Source organism: Aequorivita aquimaris, assembly GCF_001573155.1.
Taxonomy (GTDB): domain Bacteria; phylum Bacteroidota; class Bacteroidia; order Flavobacteriales; family Flavobacteriaceae; genus Aequorivita; species Aequorivita aquimaris.
In genome coordinates this window covers 372,980-397,424 of record NZ_JRWG01000003.1, presented here as the reverse complement: position 1 = coordinate 397,424, position 24,445 = coordinate 372,980, and the positions used below count along the sequence as shown (strand labels likewise).

Sequence of the window (24,445 nt, the reverse complement as noted above, 5' to 3'; positions counted from 1 at the left end):
TCCATATTTTAAAACGCTAGCAAATGAAAACTTCATCTCAACTAGCCGAAAGATTTAGAGAGGTTCTTTTGGACGGAAAATGGATTGCGAATACAAATTTTAAAGAATCTCTTTCAAATATCAATTGGCAACAGGCTACACAAAAAACGGGTTCGTTAAATACAATTGCGGCTTTAACCTTTCACGTTAATTATTATATTGCCGGTTTATGTAATTTCTTCGAAAGTGGTAAACTGGAGATCCACGATAAATATAGCTTCACTTTTGCGCCCATTAACTCAGCTGAGGCTTGGGACGTACTTAGGGAAAGCTTGTTTGAAAATTCAGAAAAATTCGCAAAATTCATTGAATCCTTTTCAGATGAAAAACTAAATGAAATATTTGCAGATGAAAAATACGGCACCTATCAGCGCAATATTGAAGGAATGATAGAACATTGTTACTATCATTTAGGACAAATTTCATTGTTAAAAAAACTTACTGCAGATTATTAATAGCTACTCCCCTTCCTCTTCGGTTTGCGTTCCCTTGGGGTTAAAGTCAACAGGGAAGCTATTATCATCCGGAATTACGGGTAGCTCTGTGTCAATGATCACTTTCTTGTTGAAAAGCTTTCTGTAAAGCTCTTGAAAGGTATTAAAATCTACGGAATATGAAATTCCCGTACCCTGTTCAAAAATCTGATCTTCACCTATGAACTGTAAATCTGCTTGTCGGTTGAAGAATTTCATCCGTAAGCTTCCGTCTTCATTTATTAGCCATTGCACTTCCACATCGCCGGCCACTGCCGTTTCGTTAGCACCGCCTACTGGCACCCCCACCTTTCCATTTATAAGAATACGTTCATTTATTTGTGTAGAAAGCGTAATGCCAAAACGATCAGAGGTTTCTTGATTGGGCGTTCTATTGCCAATTGAATAATCCAGACCTACACGAAATTTGCCATCTTGATCAGCAAAAAGGTTGTTTACTAAACCAGAAACCCTATCGGCCACGGTTCCTGCAAAAGCGTTTGAACCTGCGTAATTATCGTTCACAAAAGAATTGGAAGCCAATAAAAACAGCGCTTGGTTCTGCATTTGTTCCTGATTCTGAAGTTTGTATTGCAACTCACTTTTTAAAGTAGAACTAACCCTCGGAAAATCTATATTGAAGCTAAGTTCAGGTTGGGCCAGTTCGCCATTTAAGTCAACATAAACTTCAACTGGTATTTTTGTATTGATAGAAGGATTATCCAATAAAACCGATGGGTTTGCTTGGGTTTTATAAACAGCGCTCAAATCTAAATTGGCCTTTTCGGGAGCGCCATCCCAAGTGATGTTTCCTCCAGGAACTACACCAATTTTTCGCTGGATGATGCCACCGTACCTAAAATCAAATTCTCCTTCGTAAACTTGAAAATCTCCATACATCTGGAACTTCCCGTTAGTATTTATTTCAATAAGAAGAATCCCCGCACCGCGCCCTTTTAGTGTTGAATTATTTTCTTGATCCACCACAACTTCTACTTCAGCATTTTTGTTAATGTCCAATTCAAAGTTTAACGATAAACCTTTCACGTCTTCATTAACAAGAGTTTCTCCATTAATACGTGCTTCTTTCTCTTTGGGTGAAAGGAAATGCACAAATGAGTCATCACCAATTGATTCTGTATCGCTAATTGGAATTTTAAAGGTGGTTCCTTCTTGTGTTGTAGCTTCCACGTCAATCACAAGTTCATCTATAGGTCCTGTAATATCGGCTCTTCCGCTTATAAATGCAGTGCCGTAATACAGCGCGTCTTCTTCTGGCGGTTTGTCTAGAACTACTAATCTTTCAGGAGCTTCGATATGTAAATCCAATTCCCAGTCACTAAAATTATTGTGGGTGGCATTTCCATACAATACACCTACTGTTTCATACTTGGTATCGGTTATCTGGGTACCGTCAATTTCAAATTTATTTTTTGTTACAATTATTTGCGCACCTGTTTCAATGTCAAAATCGGTGTTTAAATAAGGTATTTTTAATCCGCTGTTTTCCAAAGTAAAACGCCCTAAAATATCTGGTGATTTATAATTGCCCGAAACCTTTGCATTTCCAGTTATCAATCCCCTGATATCGGTAATCACATCGGCCCCAAATGGACTGAACGCCTGCATATTAAACTGATTTAAATCAACGTTGAGCTGTATTTGTGGGTTTTGTGCCGAAACATCTATTTCGCCCACAGCATTTATTGATTTTACATTGTTGTTTGTTAATGAAGTATTGATACGGTATTTGGTAAGGTCTTCGTTACCGTCAATTTTCAAATTCAAATCTCCGAAAGGAATTTCATTGATTTCCACATTGTCTATTGTAACAGAGCTGTTGGGGTAATACGCTCCATTTTTCTGAAGAAAATCAAACTTACCGTTCATATTTCCTTTAAGCCGCAAGCTGTCTATTTCTGGAGTAATGTTACCAATGTTTACGTCTTTAAAACGAACTTTCAAATCTTTATATGTAGAATCCCGAAGAACGCCCGCCATTTGTATCAATTCGTCATTATGGCTAAGCTCTAAGGAATCGATACGAACTTCTCTGAAATTATCATCAAAAACTACTTTATTCAAGCGGTTGTTATCTTCATTCAAGTACCAAACGTTGTCTTTGTAAGTAATATCTGATTTTTTAACGCCAATCACAGACTTGCCGGAGGGATTAATTGTGTGGTAAAGTGAAAGATTAAAAATATCTTCCTTTTTTGGGCCACCTGCAAACTCTGAACGCACGTACATAGTATCATTCAAGGTTTTATTAATTACATTTAAATTTTTAATGTTATAAAACCCAGTGTATACCGAATCTGCTGCTATGTATATGTTATACAATGGGTTATCATTATCTACTTGAACATTTAGTTTTCCTATATAATTGTCGAAAAGAAGAATTTCGGGAGAGCGAAAATCGAGTTCAAACTTTGATTCGTCAGAAGAAACCGAACCTTTCACACGGGTATTGTCTCCTAATTTCAACTGTGGCACAAAAACATCCACTATTTTATTATATACTACAAATTCATAATCTATGTATTGATTAGTCGTGACTTCCTGCGGGATATAATTGGTATAAATACTTGCAATCCCATTTTGAAAGAGATTGGGTATATCTTGAATTAAGAACTCTCCAGAAATCTTTCCGTTTAAAATATCGGGGGAGTTTATTTCTATAGTCCTAACTGGCCCCTCAAAAGAAGAAGTGATTGTGAAATCATCAAAGTAAAAATCATCCCGTTCGTTTTGATAAAAAGTTTGACTGAAATTAATGGTTCCCACAACATCATCAATGGTTTTTCCTTCCATATCAACTACTACTTTTCCTGTAAAAACGGCAATGCTATCACGTGTTATCAAATTTAATTTGTTCAATTCTGCATATTCTACATCTGCTTCAAAATCAAGTTGGTTTGTTTCTGAAGATGCATCTATCAGTCCTTTAAAACCTAACTTAAGGTTTGGATCGTTAATTGAAAGTTCTCCATTAAAAAGTGGGTTTTTAAGATTTCCTGAAACTGTAATGTTTTTATAATTATACCCTTCAAAATTAAAAGAAGAAACCGTGCCCGAAACTTCGGTGTTTACGGTATTTTTATTAAACCCGCGCCCATCAAAATCTAAGTCGGCGGTCATTTTTCCGAGGGAAGTGGTCTTGGCTATTTTTCCAAGGTCAAAGTTATTCAATACCACATTGCCTTTATAATATGCATTATCAATATTGGTAATATTTCCTATTTTTAAGTCAAGGGTCGCTTGACCTATGCCGCTCTGTAAATTACTTTTTGTGTTGAGCTCATCACCTACTATTGAAGTATTTCCGCTAAGATTAAAGCTTTTAAGTTCTTTCAATTCAGCAGGAACAACATCTCCCAAAATTCTGGGCATGAACCTTCTTAAATCGTAGTAATTGGTGGCAATATAATGGTTGGTCGCGATTATGGAATAACCATTTTCAGAATTTAGGATATTCTGAAAAGCGTAGTCCCCCTGTATGTTTGTATCACCCGTCTGAAATTTTAAATTGGTAGCGGTGAAATCATTTAAAGTACCTTTCATTTCGGTATCCAGTAAAATCAACTGGTCGGGGCCAAATTCATTATAAAAATCATTTAAATCGTTTGTTGCGATTTTGGAATCTTTTAAAGTTGCTGTAATAATTACATCATTAACAAAATCTGCAAATCCGTTTTTGGAATAATCCAAATCTACATTTCCCAAAATGTGGGATTCAGTAGTTTTTAAATTGAGATTATTTAAAGTGATATTTGTTTCAGTATAAGAAAAGTCCGTCTGCATATCTTCAATCACAAAACCACGTTCGGCAATCAATGAAAGATTCTCAATATTGACTTTTACCTCAGGACCGTTGATTTTTAAGTTATTTGCAGTAACATTTACATTATCTAAAACAAATATTTCCGGATTTTCTAAATTTTCATCAATAATCTTAACGCGACTATTTGTCAAACTCACATCGTTACTGAAAAGTGAAAAAGGCGAAGTACTCGGTTTGCCGGTATCAAACTTTTTCGCAAAAATGGAAAGGTTGTCGGTTTCTTCATCTTTATAAGTTTTTACGTATAGTTTTGCTTGGTCAAGTGCAATATCTCCAAAGCCAAGATCACCCTTTATTAAGTTTTGAAAACTAATAATATTAGTTTGCACTTCCTTGCTATAAATAAGCGTATCGTTGTGGTGGTCTGCAATATATACTTCCCGAATATCTACTTCCCCTTTCCAGTTAAGGCCTAACCTTTTAATGTTTATATCGGTCCCGTAAGTTTCATTAAGATTGGTGGTTACCTTTTTGGCTACCCAAGTTTGCACCGAAGGAATAGAAAAAATAATCACTATAAGCACGAGCAGCAATACAATGATTACAAAGGTGCGAACTATTATTTTTCGAAATTTTTTGATACGTTTTTAATGTTTAATTTTACAACCCAATAAATATACCCTTTTCACTTTGATACAGAAAAATTGCTATATCCTCGGTATTGAATCTTCGTGCGACGACACTGCTGCTGCCGTAATCAACAACGGAAAAATACTCAGCAATGTTGTTGCCACACAGGCAATTCATGAACAATACGGTGGCGTGGTACCTGAACTTGCCTCACGAGCGCATCAACAAAATATTGTTCCTGTAGTCCATCAGGCTTTACACAAAGCAAATATCGATAAAAATCAGTTATCTGCCATCGCTTTTACACGCGGACCTGGCTTGATGGGTTCCTTGCTCGTAGGCACCTCATTTTCAAAATCATTGGCGCTTGGCTTAGGCATTCCGCTAATAGACGTGAACCATATGCAAGCCCATATTTTGGCACATTTCATCAAGGCCGAAGGGCAAACGGCTCCCAACTTTCCATTTTTGGCTATGACAATTAGCGGCGGCCATACGCAAATTGTAAAAGTGACCGATTATTTTGAAATGGAAATAATTGGGCAAACCATTGATGATGCAGTGGGTGAAGCTTTTGACAAAAGTGCAAAAATACTCGGTCTGCCCTATCCCGGTGGCCCTTTGGTTGACAAATATGCCCAACAGGGAAATCTAAAAGCGTTCCAATTTCCAAAACCTAAAGTTGGCCCGATGGATTTTAGCTTTAGTGGTTTGAAGACCTCTGTGCTGTATTTCGTTGAAAAAGAAGTGAGCCGAAACCCCGATTTTATTTCTGAAAACATAGAAGACATCTGTGCCAGTGTTCAATTTACAATTGTTGATTACTTAATGGATAAGCTGAAAAATGCTGTGAAGAAAACAGGTATTAGGGAAGTTGCAATCGGTGGCGGTGTTTCTGCCAATAGCGGTATTCGCAAGGCTTTGAAGGAAGCAGAAAAAAAATACGGTTGGAAAACCCACATCCCCAAATTTGAGTTTTGTACAGACAATGCTGCGATGATTGCCATTGTGGGCGAGTTGAAATATAAATCCCAGAATTTTGCTGAAAATAATGTTGTAGCTTCGGCACGGATGAAATTTTAAAACTATAAATGAATCCCAATTCCGAAGAAATATTAAAACGAATTAGAGTCGCGCTCCAGCCTTGGGGAAAAGACATTGAAGAAAAACGTATGTTTGGTGGCACCTGTTTTCTTTTTAAAGGAAAAATGTGTGTGGGCGAAACCAAAGAACGGCTTATGGTAAGGATTCCGGCGGTAAGAATGACAGAGACAACACAGAGTCGTTTTGTAAAACCAATGGGTTTTACGGGCAAGCCGATGAAGGAATTTATTTTTGTAACTACCGAAGGTTTCAAAACGGAAGAAAAACTTCAACTATGGGCCGAAATGGGCGTTGCGCACGCAAAAACAAAATTGAAATAAATGCAACTCTTTTACAACCCAAATATTTCTGATGGTGCAAAAGAAATAACTTTTGAAAAAGAGGAAAGCCGTCATATTGTAAAAGTATTGCGAATGAAGGAAGGTGATTCTTTCAAAATTACAAATGGCAAAGGCTCCTTTTTTTCAGCTGAAATTATAAGTGCAAGCCCAAAGAGTTGCGTGGTGAAGATAATTTCTAAAGAAAAACAGCCTCCACTGCCCTATCAACTTCACTTGGCAGTTGCGCCTACAAAATTGAATGATCGTTATGAATGGTTTCTGGAAAAGGCTACAGAGATTGGTATTTCAGAAATAACTCCAATAATCTGTGACCACAGTGAACGAAAAACAATAAAGCCAGAACGTTACGAAAAAATTCTGCAAAGCGCTATGAAACAATCCTTAAAAGCTTACCTGCCAATATTAAACGATACTATTTCATTTAAGGATTTCATGGGTTTTGAAAAGACTTTTGATGGTTCAAAATACATAGCACATTGTGAGGAAGACGATAAAAAATCCTTGAAATCTGTACTGCTTCCGAAGGAAAAGGTATTGATTCTCATAGGTCCAGAAGGCGATTTTTCTACTGAAGAAATTGAACTTGCAAAGGCTAATGGGTTTATTCCTGTCACTTTAGGGGAAAGTCGTTTACGCACTGAAACTGCTGCAATTGTTGCTTGCCATAGCGTTGCTTTTAGCAATGAAATATAATACCTATTAGGTTTATCTCTCCTATTTCGTACTTTTGAAAACTATGCAAATAAAACTTTTCACCTTCTTCTTTTTAGTTTTCCTCGGAAATATTTCTGCACAGGAAATTGCACTATTACAATACGGCGGCGGTGGCGATTGGTATGCCAATCCAACTGCCCTGCCCAATTTGGTAAAATATTGTAATCAAAATATAAACACAGCAATAAAGGAAAAACCCCAGACCGTAACTCCCGGAAGTGTAGATATCTTTGATTTCCCTTTTGTACACATGACTGGTCACGGGAATGTTTTTTTCTCTGCCGAAGAAGCCCAAAACCTCAGAAATTATTTAATGAGCGGCGGTTTTCTATACATTGATGACAATTATGGAATGAATGAATACATCCGAAAAGAAATCATTAAAATATTCCCCAACAAAGAACTGAAAGAACTCCCCGCTAATTTTCCAATGTTTAGCTACGTATATAAATTTCCGCAGGGAATGCCTAAAATTCACGAACACGATGGTGGACGCCCTCAAGCCTTTGGAATTTTTGTGGAAGACAGATTAGTGCTACTTTATACTTTTGAAACAGATTTGGGCGATGGTTGGGAAAATCCCGAAGTGCACAACGACCCGCAGGAAGTAAGGCTAAAAGCTTTGCAAATGGGTGCCAATATTATTAAATATGTTTTTGAAAATTGATTTCATAACGCACTCATCTTTCATGCGTCATCTAGCAACTAGCACCCTTAACAAAACTTTGATTTTTTCTACTTTGGAATATAGTATATTTACGAAGTGAAAAAAACTGCAAAAGCTATAACCCTTGGTATTTTAAGAGCACTGGCGGTATTGGTGGGCATAATAATTTTGCTCTGGATCCTGTACCAAATTCAGGCCCTTATCCTTTATATTGGTCTGGCATTGGTATTATCACTAATTGGCCGACCCGTAGTTCTCTTTTTTAAAAAAAAGCTCAAGTTCGGAAATACCCTTGCATCTGTAATTACCTTATTACTTATTATTGGCTCCATAGGAATGGTGCTCAGTATATTTGTTCCAATAATTATTGAGCAGGGCAAGCATATTTCACAAATAGATTTTGAACAAGTAAAGCGTGATTTAAATGAGCTGAACATTCAAGCCAGCGATTATCTTGGCGTAGATCATTTTCAATTGGTAGAAGCCATAAAACGCACCACTTACGTTCAAAACCTCGATGTTGAAATTATTCCCAGCTTTATAGATATTTTCTTCGGAAATATTGCCGGTACTATTATTGGTATTTTTTCAGTATTATTTATTTCCTTTTTTCTTTTGAAGGATGAAAGCCTCATTGCCCGCTCTGTCTTGGTTTTTGCAAAAAGTGGCGACGAACAAAAGTTTAAAAGAATTCTAATAAAAATCAAGGAACTGCTTTCAAGATATTTCATAGGGCTATTGCTTCAAATTTTTATTCTCGCGCTGTTTTATTCTGTACTACTGCTTTACCTGGATATTCGTGATGCTGTTGCGGTAGCCTTAATTTGTGCTTTTTTAAATATTGTACCCTATTTGGGCCCCATCATTGGCTGGGGTTTAATGTTGCTCGTAATAGTATCTAATAATCTTGGCGCCGATTTTTCATCCGGTCTATTGCCACTGCTCTTTATTGCAACCGGCGGATATGCCGTAGCACAAATTTTCGATAATTTTATATCACAACCTGTTATTTTTGGGCACAGTGTACGCTCCCATCCATTAGAGATTTTTATTGTTATACTTACCGCTGGTTTTGTTTTCGGTATCCCGGGTATGATACTTGCCGTGCCTACCTATACTACCTTAAAAGTGGTTGCAAAGGAATTTCTTTCAGAATATAAAATCGTAAAACGTCTTACACATAACCTATAACCCTTGCTTATACCTCCGCTTTTAAATAAAGAAGTACAGCAATTTATACGAAATTTTGAGGGTGATATATCCAAACTCGCTTTTGCGGGAAGTCCCTTTGAAAGCATTTCCGTCCAAGAGCTTATCCAACAAATTGAAAGCCGAAGAAGAATAGAAAAAAAACTACCCACTTGGTTTGGTACTTCAAATATTATATTCCCACCCAAGTTGAATTTGGAGCAGACCTCTTCGGAAATTACCGCAAAATACAAGGCGTCGCTGGTCAAAGGAACAACGATAGCGGATATTACTGGCGGTTTTGGGGTAGATAGTTTTTTCTTCGCTGAAAAATTTGAAACCGTCCACCATTTCGAGACCAATGCAAATCTCGCAGAATTAGCGAAAAACAATTTTAGGGTTTTCGGCAAGGAAAACATCCTTTGCCACGCCGCGGATGGATTGCAAGCTGCTTTGAACAATAAATATGACGTGATATATGCAGACCCCTCCCGCCGCCACGATAGCAAGGGCAAGGTTTTTTTCTTAAATGATTGTGAGCCAAATATACCCGAAAATATTTCAGAGATATTAAACCATTGCAATCAGTTCCTTGTTAAAACTTCACCAATGCTCGATATTACTGTTGGCTTAAATGAATTGCAGCACGTTTCAGAAATTCATATTGTAGCTGTGGATAATGAAGTGAAAGAATTACTATGGTTACTACAAAAAGACGTTTACGACGAACCAAAGATAAAAACCGTAAATTTCACCAAATCTGGCCTTGAATCATTTGATTTTAATTGGGATGAACTTTCATCGGCAAATTACAGTTTGCTTCAAAAATATCTATACGAACCCAATGCTGCAATCCTAAAAAGTGGCGCGTTTGATTTGGTTTCCGAAAAATTAAAAGTGAACAAGCTTCATAAAAATACCCATCTTTACACCAGCAAAAACTTAATTGATTTTCCCGGAAGACGTTTTTCAATTGAGCAAACAGTGCCCTATTCAAAAAAGCAAATGCGTACGGCTTTGAATTTTGGGAAAGCCAATATTGCTACTAGAAACTTTCCGGAAAGTGTGGAAACACTTCGTAAAAAGTGGAAAATTGCAGATGGCGGGGATGTGTATTTGTTTTTTGTGACGAATCTAGAAGAAAAAAAAGAGATGATTCGTTGTTCTAAAATTTAGAGCTCTTTTTTTAAATCAATTTAATCAGCATATACTTGATTTAAACCGCTTTAAAATTTAACTTTAAAAAAGGCTATTTTTTGTTTGCGTTATTACAATTGAAGGCTTACATTTGCAACCGCATTTTAGGATGACACGTTCATAAAAAACTGGAGAGGTGCCGGAGTGGTAACGGAGCAGATTGCTAATCTGTCGACGGGCAACCGTCGCCAGGGTTCGAGTCCCTGTCTCTCCGCATTATAGAGTTTAGACAAAAAAACTCCAAAATTACAGTGAACAATATAATTGCTGTTCACGGGGTGTAGCGTAGCCCGGTTATCGCGCCTGCTTTGGGAGCAGGAGGCCGCAGGTTCGAATCCTGCCACCCCGACAAAAACCGGACACACAGTTCGGTTTTTTTGTTTAACAATGGTCGCGTAGCTCAGCTGGATAGAGCATCTGCCTTCTAAGCAGACGGTCACAGGTTCGAATCCTGTCGCGATCACTGAAACCTCCATTTACTGGAGGTTTTTTGTTTTATAAATATTATTATTCTGGATATTCTACCCGAAGGTGATAAATATTGTTCAGTTTCTTCTTGAGTACCTTTTTTATAGTCTCAATTTCCTTAAAAGTAATGTTTGCGTTTAAAAACTGTCCCTGGGCCATTTGATTGTTGATTATTTTTTCAACAAACTCATCTATAATTGTGGAAGAAGGCTCCTTTAAGCTCTTGCTGGCAGCCTCCACACTGTCGGCCATCATTAAAATAGCCGTTTCCTTTGAAAAAGGAATAGGTCCAGGATAGATGAAATCTTCCTTATTTGCTGAACCTTGCTGCTCCCGCTCCTTTCTGTAAAAAAAGTACACCAAACTCGTTCCGTGGTGGGTCCTGATAAAATCAATCACCCTATCGGGAAGATTATTCTTTCTGGCTATTTCAATGCCCTTAATTACGTGATCTATTATTATTTGCGCACTTTCTTTCGGGTCTAATTCGTTATGCGAATTGATAGAATTTACTTGATTTTCTGTAAACATCGTTGGGTTTAGCATTTTTCCGATATCGTGGTATAGCGCTCCTACCCTAACCAGCATGCTGTTAGCTCCAATTTCGTTGGCCGAGGCTTCAGCCAGATTTGCAACATTCAATGAATGGTGAAATGTTCCCGGAGCCTTATTTGAAAGCTCTTTCAGCAATTTTGAATTGGTATCGCTCAGTTCCAGCAACGACACATCGGAAACCAATCCGAATATCTTTTCGTAAAAATAAATCAGCGGATGGGCAAACAGTGTAGCCAAACCACAAAGAATAAAATACTGGAAATTTTGCCACTGCATCGTTTGAATATTTCCTTCCTGGATTACGAAAAATGCGAAATATCCCAAAATATAAATTAAGGTAATCTGCCCTACGGAAATAAAAAGATTTGCACGTTTATATAGTTCCGAAACGGTAAGAATGGTAACGATTCCCGCTATAAACTGAAGAAACATATATTCAAAACTGTTTGGTACAATAAACCCGAGCAACAGTATGGTTAAAACATGAACAAACAAACCTACGCGTGGGTCAAAGAACGCTTTGAGAATAAGCGGTAAAATACAAATGGGTACCACGTAAACATAATCGGCATGCACCTTTACCACGAGCGTGGTAAGAAAAACCATTAAAAGGACATTGAAAAAGATAAAAGTAACCTTGGTGTTGTTATTATAGATTACGGGCCTGTAATTCTTCAGAAATAGAAAAAGCATTAAAAATACCAAGGAAACCAACATGGAATAACCAACCAACAACCACAGGAAGTTGTTCTTGCTCCAGATCTGGCTATCAAATTCGGCTTTTAGGGAATTTAAAATCTGAAACTTATCGCCTTCAACAACTTCGCCCTTGGCAATGATTCGCCCTCCTTTTTCAATGATTCCACGATTTGGGTTTAACGCCGCAATCTCTGCCTCAATAGCTGCATTTGTCAATCTGGTATTTAGCGATACATTGGGCTCAAGCACTTCATTTAAAAGATTGTAAAGCAGTACTTGTACATCTTCCGTGTTGCTCTTTTCAATCAACTCCCTGACTTTTTTGTTCAAATTTTCTTTCTTGAACAATTGTGAATAGGTTCGTTCCTCTATTTCGTTACCGTTCTTTAAATATATGAGCCTATCGCCTTCATAATTATGTATTTCATCAGTAACACCATTTTTATATACCTCTGAAATTAGGGAACCGCCCAATCTTTCCACGGTTTTATATGGTGTGCTGTAAAGGCTGTCCACATATTTTATTTCGAGATTTTCATTAAAAGTCTCAACAACTCTTAGCTCTGTTTCATCGTTGTATTCAAAATATGGTATTACATTACCTCTAATTTCTTCCCGCTCTTTTTTAAGCGTGTCTTCGTCTTTTTTTATGGTAAAACTAAAGGGTGCGTACAGATTTTCATACTGCCAAGGCTTTCCTTTTTGGAAATTATATTTAAACTGCCCACCTTTCGGAAGAAAATAAATTACTAAAAGCGTTGAGGCTATAAATAGAAAAACCTTATAAATAAGAGACTGGTTTTTCGCAAACAAGGAAAAAAGGTTCTTCATATAATAATAACTTAAAGTAAAGGTATAAATAAGGAATGAGTTATCCCAAAACCAATACTTGCAAAGATTGATATTTAAGTTAGAAATCCGTAATTTCGCAGTCCTTATTTCAAATTAAAAAACAGTAGCATGAACAATAAAGTAGTTATAGTATCTGCAGCCAGAACACCAATAGGAAGTTTTATGGGAAGCCTATCTTCATTAACCGCAACCCAATTGGGTTCAGCGGCCATTAAAGGCGCATTGAATAAAATAAATCTTGATCCTTCTGCCGTTCAGGAAGTATATATGGGCAATGTGGTTCAGGCGGGTGTGGGTCAAGCCCCAGCGCGCCAAGCTGCTTTGGGTGCCGGAATTCCAGATACTGTACCTGCAACCACAGTTAATAAAGTATGTGCATCGGGAATGAAAGCTGTAATGCAAGCCGCACAAGCCATCGCACTTGGTGATGCCGATGTAATAGTGGCCGGCGGAATGGAAAGTATGAGCAATATACCTCATTATGTACATATGCGCAGTGGAACAAAATTTGGCCCCGCTACTTTGATTGACGGAATGCAAAAAGACGGTTTGGTAGATGCTTACGACCACAACGCAATGGGAACCTGTGCAGATCTATGTGCTACCGAATATAATTTCTCTCGGGAAGATCAGGATGCTTTCGCCATCAAATCGTACGAACGCTCCGCAAAAGCTTGGGCCGAAGGAAAATTTAAGAATGAAGTTGTTTCTGTGGAAGTGCCTCAGCGTCGTGGCGAATCGGTAGTTGTTTCCGAGGATGAAGAATTCAAAAACGTAAAGATGGACAAGATTGCTTCTTTACGGCCTGCATTTTCAAAAGACGGAACCGTTACTGCCGCAAACGCATCTACCATTAATGACGGTGCTGGCGCAATGATTTTGATGAGTGAGGTCAAAGCGAAAGAATTAGGTTTAACTCCTCTGGCTTTTATTAAAAGTTACGCAGATGCCGCACAGGAACCAAAATGGTTTACCACCGCTCCCGCAAAAGCACTTCCAAAAGCGATTGCAAAAGCAGGGATTGATATTAAAGATGTAGATTATTTTGAATTTAATGAAGCATTCGCAGTTGTGGGATTAGCGAATATGAAAATTTTAGGATTAAACGATAGCAATGTGAATGTTAACGGTGGCGCCGTATCTCTTGGTCATCCGCTGGGTTGTAGTGGCGTCCGTATCTTGATTACGCTTTTGAATGTGCTTAAGCAAAATGATGCCAAAATTGGTGCAGCAGCTATCTGCAATGGCGGCGGTGGCGCTTCTGCAATGGTAATTGAAAGAATCTAAAAAAAACCGTAACTATCTTCAATAAATTCTGAATGGATTACGGTATCTGTAATTTAAGTGTGGTCCCACTTCGAGCCGAAGCTTCCGATGCGAGTGAAATGGTGACGCAAGTACTTTACGGCGAACATTTCAAAATATTGGAAACCCGTAAAAAGTGGAGTCGAATCCGCTTGGCTTTTGACAAATATGAAGGTTGGATAGACAACAAGCAATTTTTTAATATAGCCGAAGAAGATTATTCCGATTTTGAAAAGAAACCGGTGGGGCTTTCATCAGATTTGGTAGATTTTGTTACCGCGCCGGATAATCAGTTGTTTTCCATTTGTTTGGGAAGTAATATTTCCGCAGCTGCTTATTTAAAACATCATTTCGAAGGAAAATCAGTTTCGGCAAAACATCCGAAGGAACATTTGGTCGAAACTGCTCTACTCTATTTAAATACCCCATATCTATGGGGCGGCAAAACGCCTTTTGGTATTGATTGCAGTGGTTTTACGCAAATGGTCTATAAACTTAATGGCTATAAATTGCTCCGCGATGCAAGCCAGCAGGCAACCCAAGGAGAAGCTTTGAGTTTTATTGAGGAAAGTGAGCCGGGCGATTTGGCATTTTTTGATAATGACGAAGGGAAAATTACCCATGTAGGAATTATTATGAAGGATAACTACATTATCCACGCCCACGGAAAAGTACGCATTGATAGATTGGATCATAGTGGTATTTTCAACTATGAAATGCGCAACCACACCCACAAACTTAGAGTAATAAAAAGAATTATATAAAAAGAAAAACCCCTGATATTTCAGGGGTTTTTGATTATATAGTTATGAAGCTTTTATCCTTGAGCTTCCAATGCTTCAAGTTTGGCCTTAGTTTCTTTGTATTTTGCATCTTCCCCAATCTGACTATAAATATTCATTAAATATTTAAGTACATTTTGGTTGGAAGGATTGATTGCTCTGGCCTTCTCTAAATATGGCAACGCCTCTTTGTATGATTGCTCGCGTTGTTTTTTAAGCTCATCGTATCTTTTATTGTCTGCGGCAGAATTTCCTAAGCTATTCATTTCCTCAACAATTTTATCTTCTCCAGATAGCTTCAAAGCAGCAAGATTAATTAACGCTGCCTCATAATCGGGTCTCAGCTCTAATGCCTTATTGTAATATTCCAAAGCTTTTTCTTGGTTGCCCAATTGGTCGTTGCTAATACCTAGGTTAAAATAAAGCTCAGGATTTTCAGGATCAGAAGCTACAATTTTTTCCATCAATTCGTTATATCTTGCATTATCGCCCATTTTATAACTCATATCAGCATCAGCTCTCATAAGGAAAACATCATCAGGGTTTTCTGCTCTTGCAGTTTTAATTAATGCTTTTGCTTTTTCGGTATCACCTCTTTCAATATAAATAAGTGTCATATTGCGAAGTATTTCTCCTTTTCTGGATTCGGTAACACGAGATTCAGGTTTAATAAATTCACCAGACTTTACTGCAATGTTTCGAATGTTCTCATTTTCAAAAGCTTCTACTTGACCTGTTTCTTTACTTGTAGCTACAAACTCTTTTGTAGCGCCCGTATAGCCAAGATCCAATAGCATTTGGTAGTATTTAATAGCGGTATCATAATCCTGACCATTCACAGCATTTCCGGCTGCAAAATATAAATCAGAAGTATCTTTCTTTGTAACCATATAACTGGTATACAATTTATCAGTTGCCATTTTATATTGTTGCGCATTTTGGTCTTTTATTGCGCTATTGATTAGTGTGGCTCTTAAGTTTTGCAATTGCTCACTTATTTCAGACTCAATTTTTGGGTTTAGGGAAATAGAAGTACTGAACGCTTCAGCAGCACCCTTTAATTTCTTGAAATCACTTCCAGCTGAGCCTAAAAGAGCTTCTCCCTTCACGGCATAAAATTCCGCTTTCATGTCATTATCTGCACTCCCTAGCATAGCTTCTGCTTCTCCCAAATATGTTAATGCTTCACTATACTCATTAGATTTTACGGCTTTCTCGGCTTTTTTGATTTCTTTTTTTTGTCCAAATGAAATAGCAGATACAAAAGCCAGTCCTGTTATTAAAATTCGTGTTTTCATGTGTTAAAGTTTATTCGTTATTTTCGGTTTGAGTTTCGTTATTATCAAGAGTGGTGCCATCATTGGGTTCTTCTAAGATTTCTACATCGTCATCGTCGTCTTTCATAGCTTTTGCTACTGCTGCAATGGCATCATCTTCTCTAACTTTTATCAATCGCACCCCTTGAGTGGCACGACCCATAACTCGAAGATCTGCTACGGCCATTCTAATGGCAATCCCAGATTTGTTGATAATCATTAAGTCATCATCATCGGTTACATTCTTGATAGCTACTAATTTACCGGTTTTTTCGGTAATATTAATAGTTTTTACTCCTTTTCCGCCTCGGTTGGTGATTCGATAATCCTCAATAGAAGATCTTTTTCCGTAACCATTTTCTGAAACAACCAAGATTTCAGAATCGCCATCATCTACTGCAATCATGCCTACAACTTCGTCCTTTTCATTGCCGAGTGTAATTCCACGAACTCCAGAGGCATTTCTACCCATTGGTCTGGTTTTTTCCTCTTCAAAACGAATGGCTTTCCCAGATTTTACAGCTAACATTACTTGGCTGTTTCCAGTGGTCAATTTTGCTTCAAGCAATTCATCGTCTTCTCGAATGGTTATCGCATTGATACCGTTAGTTCTTGGCCTTGAATATTGCTCCAATGGGGTTTTCTTAACCTGTCCTTTTTTGGTGGCCATAATTACATAATGGCTATTTATATACGCTTCATCTTTTAAATCCTGAGTACAGATGAAAGCTTTCACTTTATCATCCGGCTCAATATTTATAAGGTTTTGAATAGCCCTTCCTTTTGAAGTTCGTGTTCCTTCGGGAATTTCAAAAACGCGCATCCAGAAACATTTTCCTTTTTGGGTAAAGAAAAGCATGTATTGGTGGTTAGTTCCTACAAATAAATGCTCCAAGAAATCTTCATTTCGTGTAGCCGAAGCCTTTTGCCCAACCCCTCCTCTATTCTGTGTTTTGTATTCTGAGAGGGAAGTACGCTTAATATAGCCTGCGTGCGAGATAGTTAAAACCACCTGCTCATCTGCAATCAAATCTGTAATACTTACATCCCCTCCTGCATATTCAATTGTAGAGCGGCGCTCATCGCCATATTTATCGCGAATTTCCTCGAGTTCTTCTTTGATAATTTGCATTCTACGCTCTTTACTGGCTAGAATCTCCTTGTAGTCGCCAATGGTTTTCATCAGTTCGTCATACTCACTGCGCAATTTATCCTGTTCCAGACCTGTTAATTGGCGAAGTCGCATTTCAACAATAGCCTTGGCCTGAATTTCTGTAAGTTTGAAGGATTCCATCAACCGCTCCCTTGCTTCATCGGCATTGGAAGAAGCGCGGATCAATCTAATTACTTCATCAATATTATCAGAGGCAATAATTAAACCTTCCAAAATATGCGCCCGTTCTTCGGCTTTGCGAAGCAAATACTCTGTACGACGCACAACAACCTCGTGGCGGTGCTCCACAAAGTAGTGAATCAATTCCTTTAAGTTTAATAATTGCGGCCTTCCGTTCACCAATGCAATATTGTTTACACTGAAACTTGATTGCAATGCAGTATACTTGAAGAGCATATTAAGAACGATATTCGGAATTGCGTCGCGCTTTAATATATAAACAATGCGCATACCCTTTCTATCACTCTCATCGCGGATATTGGAAATACCCTCGATTTTTTTATCATTTACTAGATCGGCAGTTTTTTTAATCATATCTGCCTTGTTCACTTGATATGGAATTTCAGAAACCACAATACACTCCCTTCCGTTTACCTCTTCAAAACTCGCCTTGGCACGCATTACCACGCGACCGCGACCTGTGTGAAAAGCTTCGCGAACCCCTTCATATCCGTAAATTATTCCACCGGTAGGAAAATCAGGAGCTTTAATGTGCTGCATCAGCTCATCAATTTCAATATCGTTATTTTCAATATATGCTATCGTTCCGTTTACAACTTCGGTTAGGTTGTGCGGCGGCATATTTGTAGCCATCCCCACTGCAATACCTGAAGCTCCATTGATCAAAAGCCCCGGAACGCGGGTTGGAAGTACGGTTGGCTCTTTTAAGGTATCATCAAAATTTAATTGATGGTCAACGGTTTCCTTATCAATATCAGCAAGCATTTCTTCAGAAATTTTCTGCATCCTAGCTTCTGTATATCTCATTGCTGCTGGGCTATCGCCATCAACGGAACCAAAGTTTCCTTGGCCATCAACCAACAAATAGCGCAAGCTCCACTCTTGGGCCATACGCACCATGGCATCATAAACCGAGGTATCACCGTGCGGGTGATATTTACCGAGAACTTCTCCCACAATTCTCGCAGATTTTTTATGTGCGCCCGTAGCTCTAATGCCCAGTTCGTGCATTCCGAACAAAACTCTTCGGTGAACGGGTTTCATTCCATCGCGAACATCTGGCAGCGCACGTGACACTATGACCGACATCGAATAATCGATGTAGGCAGATTTCATTTCATCTTCAATGTTAATAGGGATTATTTTATCACCTTCAGCCATAAAAAATAGGTTTAATTATCGTTGTTGAACTAATGGAGCAAGATACACTTTTTCCTAGGTTTAACAGGGGTTTTTGACAGCTGTTATTCACGAATTTATTAACAAATTTAGGGGGTGAAATCGTTAATAAGTATCCTGGAATATCCTTTGAATTCCACTATATATTTTGTCCTTTTACTAAAATGATATCAAAGAGGAACAGTTTTTGTCCTATTTTGGTTAATTTAGTACTTATATTAAGAAGAGAGGATTTTAAATATGGATGATAATTTTTCCCCAAGAGTAAAAGATGTAATTGCCTATAGCAAAGAAGAAGCCCTTCGCCTAGGCCACGATTTTATTGGCACAGAGCACTTAATGCTCGGGCTTTTAAGAGATGGTAACGGTAAGGCTGTAACCATTCTCAACGCATTGGCCATTGACTTGAACCACTTAAGAAGAAAAGTGGAAATTCTAAGTCCTGCCAACCCCGGCATTACTACAAATACAAACGATAAGAAGAACCTACATTTAACCCGTCAAGCGGAAAGGGCGCTGAAGACTACCTTTTTGGAGGCAAAGCTTTTCCAGAGCAATTCCATTAACACGGCGCATTTGCTGTTGTGTATTCTTCGGAACGAAAACGATCCGACGACAAAACTGTTGAACAAAATGAAGGTGGACTATGATGTGGTTAAGGATCAATTTAAACTTATGATTACAAACGACGACGATTATATAGACACCCCGAGTGCAGAATCATTTCCAAATGATGATGATACTTCGGCTGAGGATGCCAACAAGGAAAACTTATTTTCCGGAACTACTGCAAAAACAAACAAAAAGTCCAAAACCCCTGTTTTGGATAATTTCGGAAGAGATTTGACTGCTTTGGCCGAAGAAGGCAAGCTAGACCCCGTTGTGGGTCGAGAAAGTGAAATACAACGTGTTTCCCAAATTTTAAGTAGAAGAAAGAAAAACAATCCGTTGCTAATCGGTGAGCCTGGTGTAGGAAAATCAGCAATTGCAGAAGGTTTGGCATTACGAATAATTCAACGTAAAGTTTCTCGTATTCTTTATGACAAAAGAGTGGTAACGCTAGACTTGGCAAGCCTAGTGGCTGGCACCAAATACCGCGGACAGTTTGAAGAGCGTATGAAAGCCGTAATGAACGAACTTGAAAAGAATGACGACATTATTCTTTTTATCGATGAAATTCACACAATCGTTGGTGCTGGTGGCGCTACGGGTTCTTTGGATGCTTCAAATATGTTCAAACCTGCACTTGCCAGAGGCGAAATTCAATGCATCGGTGCCACTACCCTCGATGAATACCGTCAATATATTGAAAAAGATGGCGCTCTTGAAAGACGTTTTCAAAAAGTATTGGTGGAACCCACAACCGTTGAAGAAACCATCGAGATCCTTAAAAATATAAAAGATAAGTACGAAGCACACCACAATGTAATATATACAGATGAAGCTATTGAGGCTTGCGTGAAACTTACAAATAGATATATGACTGAGCGTTTTCTTCCAGACAAGGCTATTGACGCTATGGATGAAGCTGGTTCTCGTGTGCATATTACAAACATCCATGTTCCAGATAAAATTCTGAAAATTGAAAAACAATTGGAGGAAGTCCGCGAACTGAAAAATACCGTAGTTAAAAAGCAGAAATATGAAGAAGCGGCAAAACTTCGAGATGATGAAAAGAATCTTGAAAAAGAGCTTGCTGTAGAACAAGAAAAATGGGAAGCCGATTCAAAACTTCACAAGGAAACTGTTGATGAGGAAAATGTGGCGGAAGTAGTTTCCATGATGACCGGTGTTCCCGTAAACAGAATTGCACAGACCGAAACCACAAAACTCGCTGCACTCCCCGACCGAATTAAAGGAAAAGTAATTGGTCAGGATGAAGCAGTTGCTAAAGTGGTTAAAGCAATTCAAAGAAACCGTGCCGGATTGAAAGATCCAAATAAACCTATAGGTTCCTTTATTTTCTTAGGACAAACGGGTGTTGGTAAAACACAATTGGCAAAAGTATTGGCCCGTGAATTGTTTGACTCTGAGAATGCGTTGATTCGCATTGATATGAGCGAGTATATGGAAAAATTCGCTATTTCCCGCTTAGTGGGAGCTCCTCCAGGGTATGTGGGTTATGAAGAAGGTGGACAACTTACCGAGAAAATTAGAAGAAAACCTTATGCAGTTGTTCTTTTAGATGAAATTGAAAAAGCGCATCCAGATGTGTTTAATATGTTGCTTCAAGTTTTGGATGATGGTTATTTAACAGACAGCCTTGGAAGAAAAATTGATTTTAGAAATACTATTATCATTATGACTTCCAACATTGGAGCCCGTCAAATAAAAGACTTCGGTCAAGGCGTTGGTTTTGGTACCGCTGCAAAAAAGAGCCAGGAGGAATCGCACACCAAAAGTGTTATTGAAAATGCCCTAAAGAAAACTTTCGCACCAGAGTTTTTGAATCGTATTGATGACGTTATGGTATTCAATGCCTTGGAAAGAGAAGATATCCATAAAATTATTGATATTGAATTGAATAAACTATATGCCCGCATTTCAGATATAGGGTATGAATTAAAGCTAACCGAAAAAGCGAAGGATTTTATTGCCGATAAAGGTTTTGACAAACAATACGGTGCACGACCGCTAAACAGGGCCATTCAGAAATATATTGAAGATGCCCTAGCAGAAGAGATCATAAAAAGCAACCTGCAGGAAGGTGATACAATAACTATGGATCTTGACGAAAAGTCCAATGAACTCACCATAAAAATCAAGAAGCAAAAGAAACCAACGGAATCGTAGGTTCTTTTCCTTTTTAAGGACAACAGATTTTCAAAACAATAATGACTCCCTAAAATTTTGTATTTTAGGGAGTAATATTTTTATTTATGATTAAAGCATTATTTTATGAGTTTGGTGAAATTAATGTCTTCAAAAATTTCGTTATTGCCATAATGAAAGAAGGCACCACAGTTAAACCTGAATACAATGATCATCTTGTTGAAATTGCCCATACTTATTTTCACAATAGACCATTTGCATATATTACTTACCGTAAAAACAGCTATGCGGTAGACCCAATGGTTTATTTGAAAACTTCACAAATTGAAAATCTAGTCGCTTTTGCAATAGTTTCAAATGAGGAACATAAAATAAAGAATGCTGAGATTGAAAGGCTTTTTCTTAAAAAACCATTAGAAGTCTTTTCGAATCTTGATGATGCCAAAAATTGGGTCAATCAACTTATTGAGAATGAGGATTTTTAGTGGTCTAGGCTCTTATTTTATTACCTTAAAAGTTCTTTTTGTATCCGCTATTGAACGTATAACTACAATATACATTCCTGGGCTATAGCCAGATAGATCAATAGCCATCGTCTTATTAAAGCTATTTTGAAGGGTTATCAATTTCTTACCTCTTAAATCATACACATTAGCATCTTTCACGCTCATTGTATTGTTCAACAAATAAACACCGCTATTAGTGGATTTTGAAACAATCACCTCCTCCAGCGGATTCTCCTTCACATTCATATAAACTGGCACACAATCGTCAATAGAATCTAAATTTGCATAAAAAACCTCAGTGTTTTTAAAATAGCAACTCAAAGCACCCACGCCGTTAAGATTAGGATATCCTCCCGGAGCATTAATGAGTGAAAGTGAGCCTGCTCCTTCCACCCAAACTGCATTCTCTGTACTTATAGGGTTTGAAGGTGTTGGTGAAAAGTAGAAATAATCGTAATCTAGGCCATCTACCAATGGTCTTGGCACAATTGAATCTAACCTAAAGTAACCTCCGTCTTGAGGAAATGGCGTTATTGGGTTTTGCATATTTATTGTATCCCCCACTTCAAGAGTAAAATCGTATAACAAATATTCCTCAAGGCCACCACTGGGGCGTATCCTCAAAAAGTATAATTTTCTTTCTGAAACATCTTCCCGTAACAAAAAAGTTCTGGATATAAAATGGTACCCTTCAAGTATTTTATACATCTTTCCATCAACCAAGGTATCTCCATCAGTATAATATTTATCGGTATAACAACCAAAATTACAAGTAGTGAAATGCCATTCGTTTCGGTAATCTAAAATGGGCTTATAGTCTTGTGCAAAAATTGGTTGACAACTTAAAAAAAGTAAAACTATTACTAAGAAAGATTTCATAACATACCATATTTGGTTCAAATGGTTAAGATACCGCTTTTATCCAAAAAGTATTTCCCCATCCACATCCATTGACTGTATATATGCTATACTTGCGTGAATATCATCGGCAAGCAACCTATCGTCTTCAATAAATGGAACAATAGACCTATATGGTTTTAAAAATGATTCTATAAAAGGTGAAGATTTCTTCGGCTCCCTAAATTTTAATGCCTGTGAGGCATTCATTAATTCAATGGAAAGAATAGTTTCTAGGTTTTCAATAATGCGCAAACATTTGGTAGCGCCATTGGCTCCCATACTCACGTGGTCTTCCTGTCCATTTGATGATACTATAGAGTCTACGGAAGCTGGCGTGGCCAATTGTTTGTTCTGACTCACAATACTGGCGGCAGTATATTGCGGAATCATAAAGCCACTGTTTAAACCAGGATTGTTCACTAAAAATGCCGGTAATTCCCGAAGCCCAGAAACCAATTGATAGGTTCTTCTTTCTGAAATATTACCCAATTCTGCCATTGCGATTGCTAAATAATCCAAAGCTAGTGCCAATGGTTGTCCGTGAAAATTTCCACCGGAAATAATAACGTCTTCTTTCACGAAAATATTCGGATTGTCGGTTACCGAATTAATTTCAGTCTTAAAGGTTTTGTGAACAAAATGTATAGTATCTTTTGTTGCTCCATGAACCTGTGGAATGCACCGGAAAGAATAGGGATCCTGCACATTTTTCTTCTCAGAAAGTCCCAGTTCACTACCTTCCAAAAACTCTAATATTTGCTCGGCAGTTTTTACCTGCCCTCGGTGTGGCCGCACCAGATGAACCAAAGCATTAAAAGGACTCATATTACAATCAAAGGCATCAATGGATACGGAGCTTATTAAATCTGCCAAATAGGATAGTTTGTAACTTTTTAAAAGACAATACACGCCATAGGCGCTCATAAATTGAGTTCCATTTAGCAAAGCCAACCCCTCTTTTGCCTGTAGGGTTATGGGTTCCCAATTGAATTTATTCAGCACTTTATCAGCTTGCATACGCTCGCCGCCGTAATATACTTCGCCCTTGCCCAACAGGGGCAATGAAAGGTGGGCCAAGGGCGCCAAATCGCCAGAGGCACCCAAACTTCCCTGCGAGTAAATTACAGGCAATATATCATTATTGAAAAAATCAATCAATCGTTCTACGGTTTCAATCTGAACTCCACTGTAACCATAACTTAATGATTGTATTTTTAGCAAAAGCATCAATTTTATAATTGGTTTTGGAACAAATTCCCCAGTGCCGCAGGCGTGGGACATCACCAAATTTTCCTGCAGTTTTGATAGATTTTCTGAGGAAATCTTCACATTGCACAAAGAGCCGAAACCCGTGTTTATACCATAAACCGGAGTTTGGTTGTCTTTCATTTTATTGATAAGATATTCTCTGGACTTTTTTATATTTAGTTGGGCTTCCTCGGAAAGGGCAAGGTTGGTATGATTTTCAATAATATCCTTGATTGTGGACAAATCGAGGATTTCTGAACTAATATAATGTGTTTTCATTGGGAAGGTATTCTTTCGGCAAAAATAATGTTTTTTAATTGCTATGCCACCTTTCCTCGTTTCAAAAGCTAGGTAGAAGTTCTATATATTAAT

17 protein-coding genes and 3 tRNA genes are annotated in these 24,445 nt (G+C 38.0%); 14 read left to right on the top strand and 6 right to left on the bottom strand.

The features are described from left to right. Positions 1-23 precede the first annotated feature (23 nt). Positions 24-494 carry a DinB family protein gene (locus LS48_RS07130; protein WP_062621416.1) on the top strand — a complete coding sequence of 157 codons (471 nt, stop codon included), beginning with the start codon at positions 24-26 and terminating at the stop codon, positions 492-494. A gap of 3 nt (positions 495-497) precedes the next feature. Here LS48_RS07130 and LS48_RS07125 read toward each other — a convergent pair whose 3' ends face one another. Then, positions 498-4,880, bottom strand: a complete 4,383-nt coding sequence (locus LS48_RS07125; protein ID WP_235811014.1) for a translocation/assembly module TamB domain-containing protein — start codon at positions 4,878-4,880, stop codon at positions 498-500. Positions 4,881-4,986: 106 nt separating this feature from the next. Here LS48_RS07125 and tsaD point away from each other — a divergent pair, with 106 nt between their 5' ends. The 9 genes from tsaD (at position 4,987) to LS48_RS07080 (ending at position 10,600) form a co-directional block, all read left to right on the top strand. Further along, complete coding sequence (gene tsaD, locus LS48_RS07120) at positions 4,987-6,009, top strand: tRNA (adenosine(37)-N6)-threonylcarbamoyltransferase complex transferase subunit TsaD (RefSeq protein ID WP_062621411.1); 1,023 nt, start codon at positions 4,987-4,989, stop codon at positions 6,007-6,009. A gap of 8 nt (positions 6,010-6,017) precedes the next feature. Then, positions 6,018-6,350, top strand: coding sequence for a TfoX/Sxy family protein (locus LS48_RS07115; RefSeq protein ID WP_062621409.1), 333 nt, complete (start codon positions 6,018-6,020; stop codon positions 6,348-6,350). After that, positions 6,351-7,064 (top strand): 16S rRNA (uracil(1498)-N(3))-methyltransferase, encoded by a 714-nt coding sequence (locus LS48_RS07110; RefSeq protein ID WP_062621407.1) that lies wholly within the window; start codon positions 6,351-6,353, stop codon positions 7,062-7,064. It begins immediately after the preceding gene. Positions 7,065-7,107: 43 nt separating this feature from the next. After that, complete coding sequence (locus tag LS48_RS07105; RefSeq protein ID WP_062621405.1) at positions 7,108-7,752, top strand: DUF4159 domain-containing protein; 645 nt, start codon at positions 7,108-7,110, stop codon at positions 7,750-7,752. 96 nt (positions 7,753-7,848) lie between these two features. After that, entirely contained in the window at positions 7,849-8,943 is a 1,095-nt protein-coding gene (locus LS48_RS07100) for an AI-2E family transporter (protein WP_062621403.1), read from the top strand. A 3-nt stretch (positions 8,944-8,946) separates the two neighbouring features. Further along, a complete protein-coding gene (locus LS48_RS07095; protein ID WP_062621401.1) occupies positions 8,947-10,116 on the top strand; it encodes a THUMP-like domain-containing protein in 1,170 nt (389 codons plus the stop codon). A gap of 151 nt (positions 10,117-10,267) precedes the next feature. Further along, a tRNA-Ser gene (locus LS48_RS07090) sits at positions 10,268-10,351 on the top strand. 60 nt (positions 10,352-10,411) lie between these two features. Further along, positions 10,412-10,486 (top strand) — tRNA-Pro (locus LS48_RS07085). Positions 10,487-10,526: 40 nt separating this feature from the next. Then, positions 10,527-10,600 (top strand) — tRNA-Arg (locus tag LS48_RS07080). 44 nt (positions 10,601-10,644) lie between these two features. Here LS48_RS07080 and LS48_RS07075 read toward each other — a convergent pair. Further along, positions 10,645-12,690, bottom strand: coding sequence for an HD family phosphohydrolase (locus tag LS48_RS07075; protein ID WP_062621400.1), 2,046 nt, complete (start codon positions 12,688-12,690; stop codon positions 10,645-10,647). Positions 12,691-12,819: 129 nt separating this feature from the next. Between LS48_RS07075 and LS48_RS07070 the strand changes: the two genes are divergently transcribed. Beyond that, positions 12,820-13,998 carry an acetyl-CoA C-acyltransferase gene (locus tag LS48_RS07070; RefSeq protein WP_062621398.1) on the top strand — a complete coding sequence of 393 codons (1,179 nt, stop codon included), beginning with the start codon at positions 12,820-12,822 and terminating at the stop codon, positions 13,996-13,998. Between the two features lie 32 nt (positions 13,999-14,030). Beyond that, on the top strand, positions 14,031-14,780 hold the full coding sequence (locus tag LS48_RS07065) for a C40 family peptidase (RefSeq protein ID WP_062621397.1): 750 nt from the start codon (positions 14,031-14,033) through the stop codon (positions 14,778-14,780). A gap of 53 nt (positions 14,781-14,833) precedes the next feature. Here the strand turns inward: LS48_RS07065 and LS48_RS07060 are convergent, their stop codons facing one another. Together LS48_RS07060 and gyrA are read right to left on the bottom strand one after the other, a co-directional pair. Then, complete coding sequence (locus LS48_RS07060; protein WP_062621396.1) at positions 14,834-16,096, bottom strand: tetratricopeptide repeat protein; 1,263 nt, start codon at positions 16,094-16,096, stop codon at positions 14,834-14,836. A gap of 10 nt (positions 16,097-16,106) precedes the next feature. Continuing rightward, positions 16,107-18,629 (bottom strand): DNA gyrase subunit A, encoded by a 2,523-nt coding sequence (gene gyrA, locus LS48_RS07055; protein WP_062621395.1) that lies wholly within the window; start codon positions 18,627-18,629, stop codon positions 16,107-16,109. Positions 18,630-18,887: 258 nt separating this feature from the next. Between gyrA and LS48_RS07050 the strand changes: the two genes are divergently transcribed. Next, complete coding sequence (locus LS48_RS07050; RefSeq protein ID WP_062621394.1) at positions 18,888-21,440, top strand: ATP-dependent Clp protease ATP-binding subunit; 2,553 nt, start codon at positions 18,888-18,890, stop codon at positions 21,438-21,440. 86 nt (positions 21,441-21,526) lie between these two features. Beyond that, positions 21,527-21,904, top strand: coding sequence for a hypothetical protein (locus LS48_RS07045; RefSeq protein ID WP_062621393.1), 378 nt, complete (start codon positions 21,527-21,529; stop codon positions 21,902-21,904). 12 nt (positions 21,905-21,916) lie between these two features. On the opposite strand, the gene LS48_RS07040 is transcribed toward LS48_RS07045, so the two are convergent. After that, positions 21,917-22,804 (bottom strand): T9SS type A sorting domain-containing protein, encoded by an 888-nt coding sequence (locus tag LS48_RS07040; RefSeq protein ID WP_062621391.1) that lies wholly within the window; start codon positions 22,802-22,804, stop codon positions 21,917-21,919. A 39-nt stretch (positions 22,805-22,843) separates the two neighbouring features. Then, positions 22,844-24,352 (bottom strand): histidine ammonia-lyase, encoded by a 1,509-nt coding sequence (hutH, locus tag LS48_RS07035; RefSeq protein ID WP_062621389.1) that lies wholly within the window; start codon positions 24,350-24,352, stop codon positions 22,844-22,846. Between the last annotated feature and the right edge of the window lie 93 nt (positions 24,353-24,445).